The organism is Parabacteroides sp. AF21-43 (genome assembly GCF_003635435.1).
Classification (GTDB): domain Bacteria; phylum Bacteroidota; class Bacteroidia; order Bacteroidales; family Tannerellaceae; genus Parabacteroides; species Parabacteroides distasonis.
This window is the reverse complement of the sequence record NZ_QTMG01000026.1, coordinates 64,022-81,344: the sequence shown is the minus strand read 5'-3', so window position 1 is coordinate 81,344 and position 17,323 is coordinate 64,022. Positions and strand designations below refer to the sequence as shown.

Genomic DNA, 17,323 nt, shown 5'->3' with positions numbered 1-17,323 from the left:
TCCTTTACGAAACAAGCGATTCCTTCAACGAACTGTGCGTTTAGGCATCAAAAAAACGCAAGATTTAATCGATCGTTTAGACTAGTCGTTTTGTATGGTTTAGGGGTCGGTTTAATAGGACTAAGTATTTGATTATCTTAATAAACACTAGTATTAATATTAATTTCAGTATTATGAACAAAAAGTTTTCTACACTTTTGTGTGCTGGTCTGCTGGTTTCCGCATTCACATTGAATGCTCAAACTCCTGCACAGGCTCAGCATATTGATGCTCTTACTTCTATTTCAGGAGTGGGGGCGGCGGCGGTACCCTATTTTGAGTCTGCCACTCCTAAAGGAATGTTCCAATTGAAAGCAAACGACAAAGTCCTTATCGTGGAAAATGATAAGTACAAATTGGTTGCTCCTTCTGATCTTACGGATGTTGAATCTTCTTTATGGTGTATCTCTATCACTGAGACAGAGAGCCAAGGAAAGAACCCTATCTTCGATTTCATCAATAAGAAGACTGGCGCTATTTTGGCATTTGATACAGAGACAAGCAATGTAGGTTCTTCTTTCGGTGGTTGGGCTTTTTCTTCAACTTGGACAAAGAGTAGTTACGAGAAAGATCCAACTAAGGGTGGTTTAAGACCCGAAAAGGAGTTGTTTACTTACATCGATTCCGATTATGCTTATATTTTGTTTGGTGAAGGCGATGAGGTTAAAGCTAAAAAAGTAATGGCTTCTGATGCCGAGGACAAAACAGGTGACGCTCAAGATGCATTGAAATTTACTGTTTGGAACGCCGGTACTTATGTATTGAGCGCTAATGAGATCAACGCTTATTTGAAAAACAACAAAGACGTATTGAATTTCCATTTGGATGCTAATGCGGATGTCAACCCATTCTCTGCTTCTCAAATTGAAGCAAAGGTGGCCGATGGTGTAACCGCTGATGGAAAGAATTTCGTTTATGTCGTTAAGAAAGACGAGAAAGATAAGAAGACTTACTTGAAGGTCGATACAGCCGCTAACGGTGTGGGTATCGAGTTCTTGAAATTCGGATGGTCTGATACGAATGTTGAGAAATATGCAGATGCGCTTACGGTAACGGGTGATGCGGATGATATTTCACAGCAACATAAGTTCCTATTCACTTATCGTCCTTCTGCTGATAGCTTGTTTATTCAAGTAAAAGAAGCTCGTGTTAGGGATACGCAGAAACCTACCGCTGAAAGAGGGTATTGGAAAGATGCCACCAAAGTGAAATATGGTTCAAACTACCATGATATTTATTGCGATGGCAAACAGGCGGCAGACGCAAACTCCGATGCGGATCAATTATTCGTTAAGTTACAAAACTATACGGTAGCCGATCGTATTGTCACGATCGGTACCAAGGCTATCAATACACAGATTAGTTTCGGTATTAATGGTTGTGTCGCATCTAATAACAAGACATCCTTGGACGAGGGTTTGTATATTATCAAGAATGATAAGGGACAAGTTTTGGCCGCTCCTATCCACTTAAATGATAACAATGCTGCGAACAAGGCTCAATGGATTACTTTGGATGAGCAAGATCCGATGCACATGCCAGCTTATCAATGGGTTGTAACAAAGGTTTATACGGCAGATAAGGCAAAGGCTACTTCTCCTGTAAAGTTCGTTAACCGTGAGTTCCCCGAATTGTATGCGAATTCTGTTCAATTAACCTTAAATGAGGATGGTGATATCATAGGTACGGCAGTGGGTACTACTATTGATAAAGTCTTGAATAAAGCTACTTTCACTCGTATCACGGATAAGAATATCTTAGGTGATAAGAAATTAGGCTATCGTTATATCCCGACAGATTCTTTATTGGTTAATAAGTATGTATTTAACTATTTGAATCCGTTTACGGATAGCTATTGGATGGCCAACGGAGCAGATAAGGATTCTGTAAACTATGTGAAAGAAACGGCAAGCCGCTACATGTTGGAAGAAGGTTCTACTGCCGGATACGGTTATGGTTACGGTAAAGATAAGGATACTCCGGAAGGTAAAGCATTGGCTCGTTTAGGCATCGCACGTTTGGAGAGAACGAACTATGTAGTCAAGACTGTAGACGGTGCGAAGTCTTTGGTTGAGGCTTACGGTGAGAAGTACTCTATGGGTGTTAATAATTATAAGGTAACTCCTTATGTTGTTGATACATTCTTCTTCAAGGAAAATAATCATTATAATGCTAAACATTTCTATGCGATTGTAGAGTCTGCTCCGAAATGGGTAGCTTCTGATGGAAAAGTTATCTATGCCTACGAGGTAAAGAATGACAAAGGCGAAGTTGTGAAATATGTAGATGCGCAAGGCCAAGACGTTTCAGTTTCTAATTATAAGTGGGCTGGTGCTATCATCCAAAGCGTAAGTGCTGAGTTTGACAAGGCAACTCATAAGGTTGGTACTGCTGATGACGGTAAGAGCGCCGTATTGAAAGTTCAGATCTTGAACGAGACTCGTACATCTGCCTTCACGGTAGAAGCAGATAAGACCCCGTTGTATCGCCGTTTCAACAATGCCGTCATAGGTGAGAAGGCCGACGATGCTGCTGATAGCTTGATTTTCGTTGAGAAGATCCGTCAAGAATACTTGATGGATGAGTGGAATCCTAACTTGACTTCAGAAACCGTTGATTACGCAGGTATCTGGAACCGGGATAAAGCAAAAGGTAAGTTGGTGTTCAATATTGATACGGCTTGGGTAAATCGTGGTAAAGGTTATATCAAACCACAATACTTGATCTCTGTTGATCGTCAAGATCAAGATTTGAACATCGTGACTCATCCTTGTACTGAGGCTGGTCCTCACATCAAGCCGGACGGAACTCCGACAACGGATCCATACGAATGTGTTCATGCTACTCACAAGACCTTAGGCTTCACGTATGGTAAGTATTTGGTAAGTTTCGGTGACTCCGCTATGATTAATGACATGGAAGCTCCATACATGGATATCAAGGGTGGTTACACTCGCGTAGGATTCGTGAGAGCTATTAAGGTTGGCGATTCTTTAGTCGTATTAACGAATGGTTTCGAGAAAGTTGAACCGGCTAAGATTGATACCGCTGAGATCTTCGCTAACTATAAGGCAACGAAGTGCGAGCGCTTCATTGTTGACTTAACTGGTGATAATCACAAGAACGTAACTTGGTCATTCCGTTATGTAAATCCGTTAGAGGCTGCCAAGGCTTATATTGAAGGAGGCGAAGGTGAAGGTGTGAACAATGAGTTCTTGTTCGAATCTAACATCTATGAGAAAACAGGCTATAAGTCTACAAATGCAACAGTAGCAGGTGTTTCTACTGACGGAAAAGCAACAAAGGGCTTCCAAGAGGCTCAGTCTAGCTCAATCGCTCCTGAATATGCCGCATGGTTGAAGATGCAGAATGGTTGCTTGGTATTGACTCGTGGTGATTCTAAATTTGATGCGGCTAAGACTGGTTCTGACGGTGCTTTGATCTTCAATGCTGTTCGCCCGACAGAAAAGGATGATATGGTAACTTCTAATGATGAGGTATCCGTAGAAGGCGTATCTGTAGTAGCTACTAACGGTGCCGTGACTATCCAAGGCGCAGCTGGTAAGTCTGTAGTAATCACCAATATCTTAGGTAAGGTAGTTGCTGAGACTATTCTTACATCTGATAACGCTACAATCGCCGTACCTGCTGGTATCGTAGCCGTAGCTGTTGATGGTGAGGAAGCTGTTAAGGTGGTAGTTAAATAATAAAGATATATAATTCTAAAATTCCCGTGCGGAGATTCGTCTTCAAGTAAACCGAGAGGTTGAACATGCGGGGATATTAATACTAAAGTAAAAAATTAAAGCTCTCCGTCAGTATTTCCGTGAGGCAAGAAAGCGGAAAAAGAATAAGCCCCGGTCGGTTTCTCGATCGGGGCTTTTTGCCTATTCTTTGTCGTTTTTATCTTTAAGTCTCAATCCGGTTCTAGCGTTGAGGGGAGAGATTACCGAGTGGCCTAAATCGCTTTCAAGTTGTTTGCGGGCGGCCTCTGCTGCTTTTCCTCCTTGTTTGGCGATAACTTCGTGTTCTTCGAGATGTTGCGGATTCTTTTCTTTGGACAATTCAGTGGTAGCTGCTTCGGCAAGCATATTAAGAGCAAGTTCCGTATTGGTCATATTGTCTCGTAGGCTCTCTTTTTTCAGACCTTTGAATTGTTTATATTCTTTGGAAGTTTTACCGGCCCACGTTTGATAGATGATATCTGTAAGGGTAGCGAACTGAATACCCTCTTGTAGTCCGTGCCGTTTCCATTCGTCGGTTAGGTCCTTGCGTATCTCGATGCTTTTAAGGCGTTGATTAATCCAGTTATCCGAGTAGCCCAACGCTTTATATTCCCTCATGGCTCGATCTATCGTTAACTCGGGGTCTTGCATTTCATCCAATCGCTCTTTTGCCACTTGGGCCATCCATAGCTTGAAAGGTTCTGCTTTAGGGGACGGGATGGATTGGATAAGCCGGAACAGCTGTTCTGTCGTAGCTACGTCGGTTTTGTAGTATTTCCCGTCGGTAGAAGGTAATTTCAGTTGGTGACAATTTGTCACCAACTCACTACCTTCAGCTTTTAGCCTTTGTTTGAGTTTATTCCAATATTTCCTTCCATCCACACTTTCGGTGAGGATACTTACAACGTCTACTATAGAGAAAAACCATTCCTCTGTTTCATCGTTCCAGACTGTACGTACTTTTTTTTCTTCGAAAATCTTGATAGCTTCTTTCTTTGTCATAATTGAAGTTTTTGTGTGAACACTTTAGTTAAAAGTGGGTGATATCTAAATCTTTGCTATGGTTTTGGATACCTCGAAACTTTTGCGTAAAAATACAAAAGATTCGAATGCCTCCTAGGTTTATACGGGAAAAAGGATCGTAGAGACAGTTTTTACTTCCGATAACGGTAGAATCGCAGTATCTGCAGGTAGCGTAGTTGTAGAAGGTGAGAATGTGATTAAGACAGTTGTTAAATAATCCGTGTAAATAGATTATGATATTATAATTCTAAAATTCCCGTGCATAGATTCGTCTCCAAGTAAGCCGTGAGGCAGAACAGACTAAGGTAATAATTAAAGCTCTCCGTCAGTACTTCCGTGAGGATGGAACCCGGAAGAAAAGACAAGCTCCGGTCGGATTTTCCGCCGGAGCTTTTTTATGTTGTCAATTATTCGTAATTTTGGCAAGAACATGATCGTTTATATGAAAAATCCTTTGTCAAGATGAAAGCTAGCTGCATTATCTCTTTGCTGTTTATCTGTGTGTCGGTAGACCTTTTCGCCCAACCCAATGCGGTGGAGACAACGTATGATTTATCCTATTTCTTGCCGGAAGGCAATTATCAGTACGATTCGAATATCCCTGAACCTGCAACGGTTTTAGGTTTTCAATTGGGACGTCAACATGCAGATTGGGGACAAGTCGTTGAATATATGAAGGCTTTGGCTGAAGCCTCGGATCGGGTGACCTTGCGGGAAGTAGGGCGTACTTATCAACATCGTCCTTTTATAGAGGCGGTAATTACCTCTCCGGAAAACCAACGAAATATAGAAAAGATTAGAGAGGAACATTTGGCCTTGACCGATGTAGATCGTTCCACGGATCTGGATATACGGAAAATGCCGGTTGTTGTCAACTTGGTATATAGTATCCACGGAAATGAGCCTTCCGGCGTGAACGCTTCATTGGCTGTCGCTTACTTCTTGGCGGCGGCGCAAAGTAATGAGATCGATGACCTGTTGAGAAATACGGTGATCGTTCTATATCCGGGAGCTAATCCTGATGGCATAAACCGGTTCGCTAATTGGGTGAATACGACCCGTAGCCAAACGGACGTAAGTGACCTTAATTCCCGGGAATTCCAAGAGCCATGGCCTTCTAGCCGTACGAATCATTATTGGGCGGATTGCAACCGGGATTGGCTGATGGCGCAACACCCGGAAGGGATTACAGGAGTGAATACCTATTTTAAATGGATGCCGAATGTATTGGCCGACCAACATGAGCAAGGCGCTGATCGACCTTACTATTTCAGTCCGGGGCATCCGAAGCGTACGCATCAGTTGACTCCTCGGCAAAATCAAGAGCTTACGGCGGAAGTATCGGCTTATTGCGCAAAGGAGTTGGATAAGATCGGTACGTTGTATTACTCAAAGGAGGGATACGATGATTATTACTACGGCAAAGGAGCCGCCTATGGTGATATTCACGGATCGGTTTGCTTGCTTTATGAGCAGGGTACGTCCCGGGGGCATTTGCGGGAGACTCGTAATGGGGTGCGCTCGTTTGCGTGGACGATTCGTAACCAAGCATTCGGTTCGTATGGTACGATCCTTGCCGGCTATCGGCTAAAAGATAAATTACTGGCTTACCAACGGGATTATTATAAGAATGTCAAGGCGGATATCGCTAAGCAGCCGGTAAAAGGATATGTCTTCGATACCCGTGGCTCTCGCTCTGTGGGCTATCATTTTATCGAGAATATGGGGCATCACCGGATTAACGTATATCATTTGGCGAAAGACTTCTCGGTGGATGGGAAGACGTTTAAGGCGGATGAGGCCTTTATCATCCCTGTGGATCAGAAAAATAACACGATGATCCGTGCGATTATGGAAGATTGCCTAAGCTATGAGGATAGTACTTTCTATGATATCTCTACTTGGTCCTTCCCTTATGCGTTTAATTTGGAATTCGCGCAAGTGAAGAATACGAATGGCTTCATCGGTAAGCAGGTTGTGGAGTATCGGTTTGTACCCGGTCAAATGATTGGCGGTAAAAGTGATTATGGATACCTTTTTACGAATGTAGAGTTCTATACCCCGAAAGTGATGTATGAGTTATTGCGGAAAGGTATTCATGTACAAGCAAGTAATCGCCCGTTCCATTTCCGTTCGGGAGATATAGAGAAAGAGATGGGGTACGGTACAATCTTGGTATCTGCGTGGAATCAACCGGTATCTTCCGATGAGCTTTATGAGCTATTGTCTAAACTGGCGAAAGAATCGGGTGTGGATATCTATGCGGCTACAACCGGATTGATGCAAGACGTGGATTTGGGTAGCCCGGCTTATACGGCGTTGAAATTACCGAAGGTTGCCATTCTTGTGGGACGTACGATGGGAGTTCCGGATTCCGGTGAGGCGTGGTTTTTATTAGATCGACGTTTCCAGATGAGACCGACATTGATTGAGGCTACCGCAACGCTGACCTCCCGGAAGTTGAGCCGTTATAATGTGATTATTCTGGCGAATGGAATTCCGGATCTCACGAAAGAGTCGGAAAAGGCATTGAAGGATTGGGTAGCGAATGGCGGTACGTTGATCGCCTCGGGAAAGGCCTACTCTTGGGTTGATAAATCCGGGATTCTTCCGATCTCGGTGAAAGACGCTTCATTTAAAGAGGATTCTACCCGTTATCGGGCTTACTCGGAGAAGAAAGAGGCGGCGGCAGGAAATAGCATCAGCGGTGTTATCTTGAGTTGCTCTCTGGATAGCTCCCATCCGTTGGCTTGGGGATTAGAACAACCGGAGATAGCGGTTCTAAAAAAAGGAAACTTGATTTTTGAGAAAGATAGCGATCCTTACGTCTCTCCTCTGCATTATACGGAAAAACCGTTGTTGTCCGGATTTCTTTCGGAGAAAAATGAGAGTTTATTGCGGAATACGCCTGCTGTGTTCGCTAAGAAATATAAGAGTGGGGCGGTATTTGTCTTTGCTGATGATCTGAATTTCCGCTCTTATTATTTTGGGACGAGTAAATTATTCATGAACGCGGTCTTTTTTGGTGAATGTCTTTAATTTTGTACTTTTGCAAGCTTGCACGAATGTTATACATGAATAGGAGAATTAGACAATGGCCAGCGATGATATAAAACAGGCATGGAAAGTGCCGGAACCTACGTTAAGGAGGTTGCCGTGGTATCTTGCGTTCGTAAAGTTGATGAAAGGGAAAGGGGAAGCGTTTATCTCATCTACCCAGATCGCTAAGGAGATTAATGTAGATCCTAGTCAGGTCGCTAAAGACCTCTCTTTTGTGAATATCTCCGGGAAGACGAGAGTGGGATACGATATTAATGCGTTGGTTGACGTACTGGAGGATTTCCTCGGTTTTACATCCCAGCATAAGGCATTTCTGTTTGGGGTAGGGAGTCTGGGCGCTTCTTTGTTGCATGACACCGGACTGAGTCAATATGGATTGGAGATCGTGGCGGGCTTTGATGTCCGTGAGGATTTGGACGGGAGCGTGATCAATGGCATTCCCGTTTTTCATATGGATGATTTTCCTGTCAAGCAGAAAGAATATGGCGCGACGATCGGGGTGATCACCGTGCCGGTGGAGAAAGCGCAGGAGGTGACAGACCGGATTATCGAGGGAGGAATCAAGGCTCTTTGGAATTTTACCCCCTTCCGTATACGGGTGCCGGAACATATCGTAGTCCAGAATACTTCTATGTATGCGCATTTAGCTGTTATGTTTAATCGATTGAACTCAATGAATCACTAAAATATGAAGATTATCGCCGTTGGAATGAACTATGCCGCTCACAATAAAGAGCTGCATCATTCGTTAGAATTATCAGAGCCTACTATTTTTATGAAGTCGGACTCCTCTTTGTTGAAAGATGGGAAACCGTTTTTTATTCCGGATTTTTCATCGGAAGTTCATTATGAGACGGAGATCGTGGTACGGATAGACCGTTTGGGGAAAAATATAGCCGAGCGTTTCGCTCATCGTTATTACAATGAGGTTACGGTCGGTATTGATTTCACGGCACGGGATTTGCAGAATAAATTGCGTGCGCAAGGGCTACCGTGGGAGATTAGTAAGGCGTTTGATAATTCGGCTGTGATCGGGACCTTTATTCCGCTGGAGCAAGCGGGGGATGTAAACCGGCTTCCGTTCCATCTGGATATCAATGGCTCGAAGGTACAGGAAGGCAATACCTCGAATATGCTGTTTTCGGTAGATAAGATTATCGCGTACGTAAGTCGCTTCTTTACGCTGAAAATAGGCGATTTGATTTATACCGGAACACCTGCTGGCGTAGGTCCCGTGAAGATCGACGATCATCTGGAGGGATATCTTGGCGAGCGGAAGCTTCTGGATTTTTATGTGAGATGAGAAGATTAATATATATATTCATTATAGGTTTATTACTTTGCTCATATACATGGGCGGATGGTAGCCGTTATGCTTCTAAATCCCTGTTATCGGAGGGGAAATGGGTGAAGATCCGGGTGGATAAGACCGGAATCTACAAATTATCCTATGCGGATTTGAAGAATATGGGTTTCTCGGACCCATCGAAAGTCTCTGTCCATGGCTATGGAGGATGGCCCTTGGATGAGGATTTCAGTAAGGAATATATCGATGATGTCCCTTCTACACCGGTTTGGCGTGGGAGTGATTACCTGTTATTCTACGGGAAAGGGCCGGTTAAATGGGAGTATGACTCGTCGAGCCAGACATTCGTGCATACGAATAATCCTTATTCATTGTATGGCTATTATTTTGTGACCGATGCCACTCCGACGAATGATATGACTTCCGTGGCTCAAGCGAGTGGCGCTTCCACTCGGATTACGACTTATGATGATTATCTATTGCATGAGCAAGAGTTAGTCTCCGTAAACCAATCCGGCCGGGAGTTTTTTGGAGAGGACTTTAGTGGGGCACGCCCTCGTACAATTTCTACCTTTTCTTCTATTCCCGGGATTACGGATGCGGACGGTAAGGTGACCATGCGTTTTATCTCAAGAATTAACTCTGGCTCCGGTACGGCTTCTTTAAGTATCAATGACTCCGAATTGTTGGATATAACCATACCTTCTATCCAAACAGTAAGCTCGAATGTCAGATCGTATACAAAGGCGATTCCCGGGACAACCACCGCGTTATGGAAGGGATCAAAAAGTGAGAAAAATAACGTAGTGGTTTCCTATAGTTCAAGTGGACATACGAATGTACGTTTGGACTATATCCGTATGCAATTTGTCCGTACGTTGCGCCCTTATGGGGCTTGTACTTTTTTCAGAAGCTTGACTTCTGTAGGAAATGCGTCTCGCTTTGTTATTAGCGAGGCGAATTCGAATACCTTGGTGTTTGATGTGACCGATGCGTTGAATGTGAAGAGAGTGGAAGCCGATCTGAATGGTTCTGAACTTTCATTTACAATACCAGCGGGTAGATTGAGGGAGTTTGTGTTGGTTCAAACCAATCAAACATTTCCTTCTCCGGAAGTCGTGGGAGAAGTCGCTTCCTCGAATCTGCATGGTTTGGAACAGAGGGATATGATTATTATATCGGCCCCGTCTTTGGTTCAGCAGGCGGAGCGTTTGGCGGTTGCGCACCGTGAGAAAGATGGCTTGACTGTTGAAGTCGTAACTCCAGAGGCGATTTATAATGAGTTCTCTAGTGGAACTCCAGATGCGACGGCATATCGTCGTTTGATGAAGATGTTTTACGATCGTAGTTCTTCTTTGGGTAATCCTCCAAAATATTTATTGCTTTTCGGAGACGGGATCTATGATAATCGGGGGATAAGCGGTGAGGTTCAAGGTGTTTCGCGGAGTAATATGCTCCTGACTTTCCAGTCTCAAGAGTCATTGAATGTCTACTCTTATGCGACAGATGATTATTTTGCGTTTTTAGAGGATAATTCCGGCAGTAATTTTAGCCGAGATAAGATGTGTCTGGGTGTCGGGCGCTTTCCAATCCGTACAGTAACGGAGGCGACTCAGATGGTGGATAAAACGATTTCTTATATGGAGAACAAGGATTCGGGTAGTTGGAAGAATAACGTGACATTCGTGGCGGATGATGGAAATAATGAGGATAGCTTCACAACGAATCATATGAAGCAGGCAGATCAGCTTGCTGAGGCCATTGAAGAGATGCAACCCGGTTTTCTAGTTAATAAAGTGTATTTCGATGCTTATAAGCGTAGCAGCCTCGGGACTTATCCGGATGTGCATAATGAGATTGAGAAACTATTAAAAAGTGGTCAGTTGTTGATTAATTATACGGGGCATGGCAGTACGACCCATTGGGCGGACGAAAGCGTATGGACACAAACCGATATCAATAATTCCAGTTATAAGCATCTGCCGGTGTGGGTGACGGCTACTTGCGACTTTACCCGTTTTGACGATGTGACAACTTCTGCGGGTGAATCTGTTTTCTTGAATCCTACCAGTGGGGGTATCGCTTTGTTTACGACGACCCGTGTCGTGTTCTCCGGTAATAATGCGAACTTAAATAAGGCGCTCATCGATAACCTGTTCCAAGAAGACGCGAATAGCCGTTATACGCTTGGAGAGGCGATGATGTATACGAAACGTCAACTCAATGACTCAAATAAATTGAACTTTATCTTAATCGGAGACCCGGCGTTAAAGTTTGCGTATCCAGAGTATAAGGCTCGGGTGACGGCTGTGAATGGAGAAGCTGTTTCTGATGAGCCTTTTGAGTTTAAGGCGTTATCCCGGATTACGGTAGAGGGTGAAATCTTGAATCCGTCAGATTCTTTTGCCGCGGATTTCACGGGCGTATTAAGCTCGACCATATTTGATAGCCAAAGTTCCATTACGACTTTAGGGAATAGCTCTGAGAAATTCACTTATCTCGATTATCCGAATACGATTTATATAGGTAGAGACTCGGTTCGAAATGGAAAGTTCAGCTTTACTTTTATGGTCCCGAAGGATATCTCTTATTCCAATAAGAAAGGTAAATTAAACCTATATGCATCTTCCGAGACAAAAGAGGCGCAGGGTTCTTTCTTCGATTTTATCGTGGGGGGGACTTCGGATACGGCGGAGACTGATACGATCGGTCCCGAAATCCGGCAGATCTATTTGAATGATTCCAGTTTTGTTTCGGGCGATAAGGTAAACACGACTCCTTATTTTGTAGCGAAACTGTGGGATAAGAGCGGCGTGAATATAACCGGCAGTAGCGTAGGGCATGATATGATGTTGACGATTGATAGTATGCCCTCTATGAGCTATAACTTAAATAGTTATTATGCGTTGCTACCAGATAGTGAGAACGAAGGACTTGTCCAGTTCTCCATCCCCGAGCTGGAGCCGGGAATGCATACGGCCGAGTTTAAGGTGTGGGATATCTTAAATAACTCCACGACCTATACCTTTACTTTTGAGGTGGCGGAAGGGTTGAAACCTAATCTGATCGAGCTGTATGCCACCCCGAATCCGGCACGGGATCAAGTGGAATTCTTTCTGCATCACAATCGTCCGGAGTCGAACTTAAAGGTGACGGTTATGGTTTATGATATGACCGGTAAGTTCCTATGGAGTACCGAGAAGAGCGGTTCCTCCGAGTTGTTTAAGGCTTATATCGTAACTTGGAACTTGACGGATAACGGTGGCAGGCGGTTGCGCCCGGGAGTTTATCTGTATCGGGCGGCGATTAGTACGAATAACTCGAAAGAGGCGACGAAAGCGAATAAATTAATCATTCTCGCACAATAAAGTATCGGGTAATTAGTTTATAATAAGCATGGGGGTATGTTTATTACCCTCTAGGAATGATAAATGTAAATGTATTTTTAGAATAGAATATATGGTAAGAGTTTCAAGATTCAGTCTGTTACTAGCGGTTTTCAGCTTTTTGACGGCATTTACGGCTTTATATGCCCAAGGAGGCGCAGACGATGTTAAACATAAATTCGCCCCGATTAATACGGCGATACCGTCTTTGTCTATCGCGCCCGACGCTCGCGGAGGTGCTATGGGTGATAACGGTGTGGCTACTACGCCGGATGTGAATTCCCAATACTGGAACCCGGCTAAGTATGCTTTTAGCTATAGTAAGGCCGGAGTCGCCTTGTCCTATACGCCTTGGTTACGTAAATTGGTGAATGATGTGGCTTTAGCGTATCTGGCCGGTTATTATAAATTAGGCGATAGCGATATGCAGGCGATCGGAGCTTCTTTGCGTTATTTCTCTTTAGGAGAAGTACAGGAAAGCCGGGATGGAGGAATGGGTAATCAGCTCATATTGAATCCTTATGAGATGGCTTTTGATGTAAGTTATAGCCGTAAATTATCGGATGTGTTCTCTATGGCGGTCGCCTTGCGCTATATTCGTTCGGACATGGGTGCCTCGTCGGATGCGGATATGGTTCCGGATAACGCTTTTGCCGCCGATATCGCCGGTTATCTGGAGAAATACGTGATCTTAGGGAATAGCGAGTGCCTGTGGAGCTTTGGTTTTAATGTCTCCAATATCGGTACGAAGGTCTCTTACGATGGTGGAAATACGAACCAGTTCTTGCCTACGACGCTGAAGGTAGGTACCGGCTTGCTCTACCCGATCGATGATTATAACCAGATCGGTATCTACGTGGATTTGAGTAAGTACTTGGTTCCTGTCGAGCCTCGGCAGGATAGCGGGGAGGATGAGGCCGATTTCAATAAGAGGAAAGAGGATTACAACAACATGTCGCCCATCACCGGTATCTTCAAATCATTCGGTGACTCGCCGAATGGCTTCAAGGGCGAGCTGGAGGAGATTATGGCCTCTATCGGTCTGGAGTATAATTACAATCAGCAGTTCTTTGTTCGTGGCGGTTATTACTATGAGAATAAATATCAGGGAAACCGTCAGTACTTCTCAGTCGGCGCAGGTTTCCGCATGAGTGTTTTCCAGTTGGATGCCGCTTATCTGATCAGTACGGTACAGAGTAACCCGTTGGACCAGACATTGCGCTTCTCCTTGTCGTTCGATATGGATGGAATCAAGAACCTTTTCAGATAAATGGGTATGAAGATACGTGTAGGTTTTGGTTATGACGTCCACGCCTTGGTGCCGGACCGGGAATTATGGCTGGGCGGGATTAAGATCGAGCATACGTTGGGCCTATTGGGACATAGCGATGCGGACGTGCTGATCCATGCGGTCTGTGACGCTTTACTGGGAGCGGCCAATATGCGGGATATCGGTTATCATTTCCCGGATACGGCAGGTGAATATAAGAACATTGATAGCAAGATATTGCTTCGTGACACCATGAAGCTTTTGAGAGACGCGGGCTATGAGTTGGGTAATATCGATGCCACCGTAGCCGCCGAACGCCCTAAATTGAATCCCCATATCCCTCTGATGAAGAAAACGCTGGCCGAGGTCATGAACGTGGACGAGGAGGATATTTCTATCAAGGCCACCACCACGGAGAAGCTGGGCTTCACCGGACGGCAGGAAGGGATCTCGGCTTACGCTACGGTCTTGATACAGCGCATGGGATCGTAAACCAGAAAGTACTCCCTTTTCCTTCTTCCGACTCTACGCCGATCTTCCCGTGAAGATTCTCTAGGATCGTTTGGCAAATGGATAGCCCGAGTCCGGTTCCTTGGATAAAGGAATCGAATTTGGCGAAACGCTCGAATACGTGCGGGAGGTTCTTCCGCTCAATACCTTTTCCTGTATCTTTTACGTAAAAGTATAATCCATCTTCCCTCTCCTTGTATCCCATGCGGATAGACCCTTGGAACGTGAACTTACAGGCGTTCGTGAGGAAGTTGGTGATCACTTGGGTCAAGCGATTCTTCTCGGAATAGATAACACAATCCTGTTCGGGTATCTCGCAATAGAGAGTGACTCCGCCTTTCACCCGGCTTTGGAAGGTCTGGTATAAGCTCCGGAATAGCGTGGATACGTTGAACTCGGAATAGATGAAATCCATTTGCCCGGCCTCGATCTTTGATAGATCCAGAATATCGTTCACGAGTTGAAGGAGAAGTTCGTTGTTCGTCTCGATGATCTCGCAAAATTCTTTTGTCTCCTCGGAGGGGTTTGTTTGGGCGAGCAGGTTCGAGAACCCTACGATAGCGTTCAGCGGGGTACGTATCTCGTGGCTCATGTTCGCTAGGAAGGCGGATTTCAACCGGTTGGATTCCTCTACCTTCGCTTTGTCCCTCAATTCCTGCTCCATCAGCTTGCGTTGGTGGATCAGGGCAGTTCCCCCGATCAGGTAGATAGGTTTACCGACGGGATCGGTCTTGCCGGTGATGGCGTAAATTTCTATCCATATATAGTTTTCCCCCGTATCGTCTAGGTAGCGGATTTCCTCATCTACCGGTTGGCCCTCGCCGGAGGCAAGTGCTTCCATCTTATCACGGAGCCGGTCTAGGTCATCCGGGTACACGCCGCTATAGAACTCATCGGGCGACATCTTGAATATCCCGTTTACGCCTTTGTCACGGGCGGATCTTTGGGTGAGGTAGACATTATTGCACTCTATGATCTCGGCTCTTACGTCCCACGTCCATGTCATCATGTTGCTGGCTTTCAAGACGAGTTGATATTTCTGGTTTAAGTCCTGCGCTTGGCGTGCGATTCGTAGTTCCTTGTCTTTGCCCTTTTGCTTTTGGATAAAGAGGTGTACCCGTAATATCCCTATCGTTATCAATAACACCAGAATGACGAGTAGGCTTATGATATGGACCTTGTATTTCTGAAAGAAACCGGGAGGCTCTTGGAAATAAGTGGCGTTTGGGGGATATAAGCCGGGATCGATTTGGTGAAGCAATAGGTGTTGGTAATTCAGGTAAGTCTTCGGGGTTCCCGAAGTCAGGGTAGAGATTTCTTTGCTATCTTTTCCCGAGAGGATCATTTCGATCGTGTTGGCCGTCACCTGCGCGTAATCCTCCGGAGAAACATAATATCCCCCGGAGAAATTCCCGTTTTTTGTTTGTACGTCTTGCAAGGTAAAGACGGGGGGAACTGAGAAGCTGTTAATCATTTTCTGGACGTTATCGACTAGATAACGATTCTCGTTGTCCTTCTGGGTCCTGTACCATGAGTAATAAAGGACGCCGGTCTTATTGTCGAAAGAGGCCAACCTGTCCAATAAGTTCTCGGTGGAAATGGAAGTCGTAGACAGCGGCTCGAATTGGATGCCCGGGAAATCTTTCTGTAGCACGGCCTCCACATCCGCTTTCGTTTGCTGACTTATATAACGATGGTCGAAAATAAAGGCCAGCTTGGTTAATCCCGGTTGTAGCTTTTTGATTAGCTCGATCGTCTGCTTGATATAGACTGAGTATTTTATAAAAGTGGCGTTATAGCCTTTTACTACGTCCGTGATGGGGGTTAAGGTCTCGAGCGCGTTGGTATCCAGATCTATCAGATATTCTTCTTTCGGGTACATATTATCTCTGGCATAGCAGATGATAGAGGGAACATCTTTCCATTCCTTGTCAAACAACGGGCGGGTGATAAGCCAAGAGGGATCTCCTATGCATACGACTAAGGTGGGTGGCACAGGTACTCTCTCTAGGATCATTTTTCTCTTCTCTTGAAAACCTTCCATCGTGCGGATTCCGGGGATCTGTAAGGGAATCGCCTTTACGGTAAACCCTTCCTTCCCGAATTTATTTTCTATATCAAGATAGGTCTGTTTCGTCCAGCTTTCCTCGAAGTTGATGGAGTGCAGTACGACGATCGACTTGCCTTCTGAGGGTCGTGCGCCCACGCCCAAATGGATACAAAATAAAAGTAATATGAGAGGAATTGTATTTTTCATGGTCGATGATTCTAAGCGATATAAGCATCAATAGAAAATTTTGTAGCAAATGTAGTGAATCCGCTTTTATAAAGCAAAGGCTTTGTCTGTCATCTTCATAAAATAATGGTTTTGATACGGATACGTGTGCGACTCCTCGTTGAGACATATGATGTTTGGTGGCGTATAATATTTTTGCGCTGGACAATCGTACTGAATTTTATTTCGAAAAAATATACAATAAGTCTGTTTTTTACCTGTTATAATTGCATAATATTGATATTTAACTATTTATGTAAACGAGACTTGGTCTCTTCGAATTTCTATCCATAGTATTTTGAATTACTATGTATAGTAGATCGGGTTTACTATAGATAGTAATCATGATTATTAGGGTATCTATTCTAAGGAAACATATAATGTGTACAATAACAAAAGATATTCCATATCTCTGGATAGCGGCATATGGTGTTCTAGTGTGTTAGATATTAAAGGTTCATTCGATAAATCTTTATGATGAGTTTTGAAAATGGAAATTATTCTTGAATATGATTGATTTATTTTGCTGTATTAATATTTTTTTCACGAACTTGCAACCGTACTTTTTCTAAGTCTATTTCCGCTGAATTGTGAGCATAATCTTATTATATCAATCTAAAAACACAAGAAAATGAAAAAATGTGTATCTATTCTAATTATCTTGTTGGGGGGGATTGGATTGTACATGCGGATGATGGAGACTTGAATTTTAAGTATAAAAGAAAAATG

The 17,323-nt window shown here is 44.1% G+C and carries 10 protein-coding genes; 8 read left to right on the top strand and 2 right to left on the bottom strand.

Annotated features, from left to right (window positions below):
- Positions 1-173: 173 nt before the first annotated feature.
- Entirely contained in the window at positions 174-3,746 is a 3,573-nt protein-coding gene (locus DWX84_RS16450; protein ID WP_122377563.1) for a DUF6383 domain-containing protein, read from the top strand.
- A gap of 180 nt (positions 3,747-3,926) precedes the next feature.
- Here the strand turns inward: DWX84_RS16450 and DWX84_RS16445 are convergent, their stop codons facing one another.
- On the bottom strand, positions 3,927-4,766 hold the full coding sequence (locus tag DWX84_RS16445) for a Bro-N domain-containing protein (RefSeq protein ID WP_048927936.1): 840 nt from the start codon (positions 4,764-4,766) through the stop codon (positions 3,927-3,929).
- Between the two features lie 136 nt (positions 4,767-4,902).
- Between DWX84_RS16445 and DWX84_RS22230 the strand changes: the two genes are divergently transcribed.
- From DWX84_RS22230 to ispF, 7 genes are all read left to right on the top strand, one after another.
- Positions 4,903-5,004, top strand: coding sequence for a hypothetical protein (locus DWX84_RS22230; RefSeq protein WP_220453334.1), 102 nt, complete (start codon positions 4,903-4,905; stop codon positions 5,002-5,004).
- Positions 5,005-5,249: 245 nt separating this feature from the next.
- Complete coding sequence (locus DWX84_RS16440; RefSeq protein WP_048927937.1) at positions 5,250-7,826, top strand: M14 family metallopeptidase; 2,577 nt, start codon at positions 5,250-5,252, stop codon at positions 7,824-7,826.
- Between the two features lie 55 nt (positions 7,827-7,881).
- The gene (locus DWX84_RS16435) at positions 7,882-8,532 is read left to right on the top strand and encodes a redox-sensing transcriptional repressor Rex (protein ID WP_121960962.1); all 651 of its coding nucleotides are present in this window, start codon (positions 7,882-7,884) and stop codon (positions 8,530-8,532) included.
- Between the two features lie 3 nt (positions 8,533-8,535).
- Positions 8,536-9,150, top strand: a complete 615-nt coding sequence (locus DWX84_RS16430) for a fumarylacetoacetate hydrolase family protein (protein ID WP_005861219.1) — start codon at positions 8,536-8,538, stop codon at positions 9,148-9,150.
- Positions 9,147-12,521: a type IX secretion system sortase PorU gene (porU, locus tag DWX84_RS16425; protein WP_121960961.1), complete on the top strand. Its 3,375-nt coding sequence runs from the start codon at positions 9,147-9,149 to the stop codon at positions 12,519-12,521. The genes DWX84_RS16430 and porU overlap by 4 nt, the downstream gene beginning before the upstream one ends.
- 91 nt (positions 12,522-12,612) lie before the next feature.
- Positions 12,613-13,809 (top strand): type IX secretion system outer membrane channel protein PorV, encoded by a 1,197-nt coding sequence (gene porV / locus DWX84_RS16420; RefSeq protein WP_057326022.1) that lies wholly within the window; start codon positions 12,613-12,615, stop codon positions 13,807-13,809.
- A 6-nt stretch (positions 13,810-13,815) separates the two neighbouring features.
- A complete protein-coding gene (gene ispF, locus DWX84_RS16415; protein ID WP_005866785.1) occupies positions 13,816-14,301 on the top strand; it encodes a 2-C-methyl-D-erythritol 2,4-cyclodiphosphate synthase in 486 nt (161 codons plus the stop codon).
- Here ispF and DWX84_RS16410 read toward each other — a convergent pair.
- Positions 14,270-16,576: a PAS domain-containing sensor histidine kinase gene (locus DWX84_RS16410; protein ID WP_154396204.1), complete on the bottom strand. Its 2,307-nt coding sequence runs from the start codon at positions 16,574-16,576 to the stop codon at positions 14,270-14,272. The genes ispF and DWX84_RS16410 overlap by 32 nt on opposite strands.
- Between the last annotated feature and the right edge of the window lie 747 nt (positions 16,577-17,323).

What these genes read in the sequence shown, in the direction of transcription:
- DWX84_RS16450 (WP_122377563.1), top strand. Translation starts at nt 174, where the DNA reads ATGAACAAAAAGTTTTCTACACTTTTGTGTGCTGGTCTGCTGGTTTCC.
- DWX84_RS16445 (WP_048927936.1), bottom strand. Translation starts at nt 4,766, where the DNA reads ATGACAAAGAAAGAAGCTATCAAGATTTTCGAAGAAAAAAAAGTACGT.
- DWX84_RS16440 (WP_048927937.1), top strand. Translation starts at nt 5,250, where the DNA reads ATGAAAGCTAGCTGCATTATCTCTTTGCTGTTTATCTGTGTGTCGGTA.
- DWX84_RS16435 (WP_121960962.1), top strand. Translation starts at nt 7,882, where the DNA reads ATGGCCAGCGATGATATAAAACAGGCATGGAAAGTGCCGGAACCTACG.
- DWX84_RS16430 (WP_005861219.1), top strand. Translation starts at nt 8,536, where the DNA reads ATGAAGATTATCGCCGTTGGAATGAACTATGCCGCTCACAATAAAGAG.
- porU (WP_121960961.1), top strand. Translation starts at nt 9,147, where the DNA reads ATGAGAAGATTAATATATATATTCATTATAGGTTTATTACTTTGCTCA.
- porV (WP_057326022.1), top strand. Translation starts at nt 12,613, where the DNA reads ATGGTAAGAGTTTCAAGATTCAGTCTGTTACTAGCGGTTTTCAGCTTT.
- ispF (WP_005866785.1), top strand. Translation starts at nt 13,816, where the DNA reads ATGAAGATACGTGTAGGTTTTGGTTATGACGTCCACGCCTTGGTGCCG.
- DWX84_RS16410 (WP_154396204.1), bottom strand. Translation starts at nt 16,576, where the DNA reads ATGAAAAATACAATTCCTCTCATATTACTTTTATTTTGTATCCATTTG.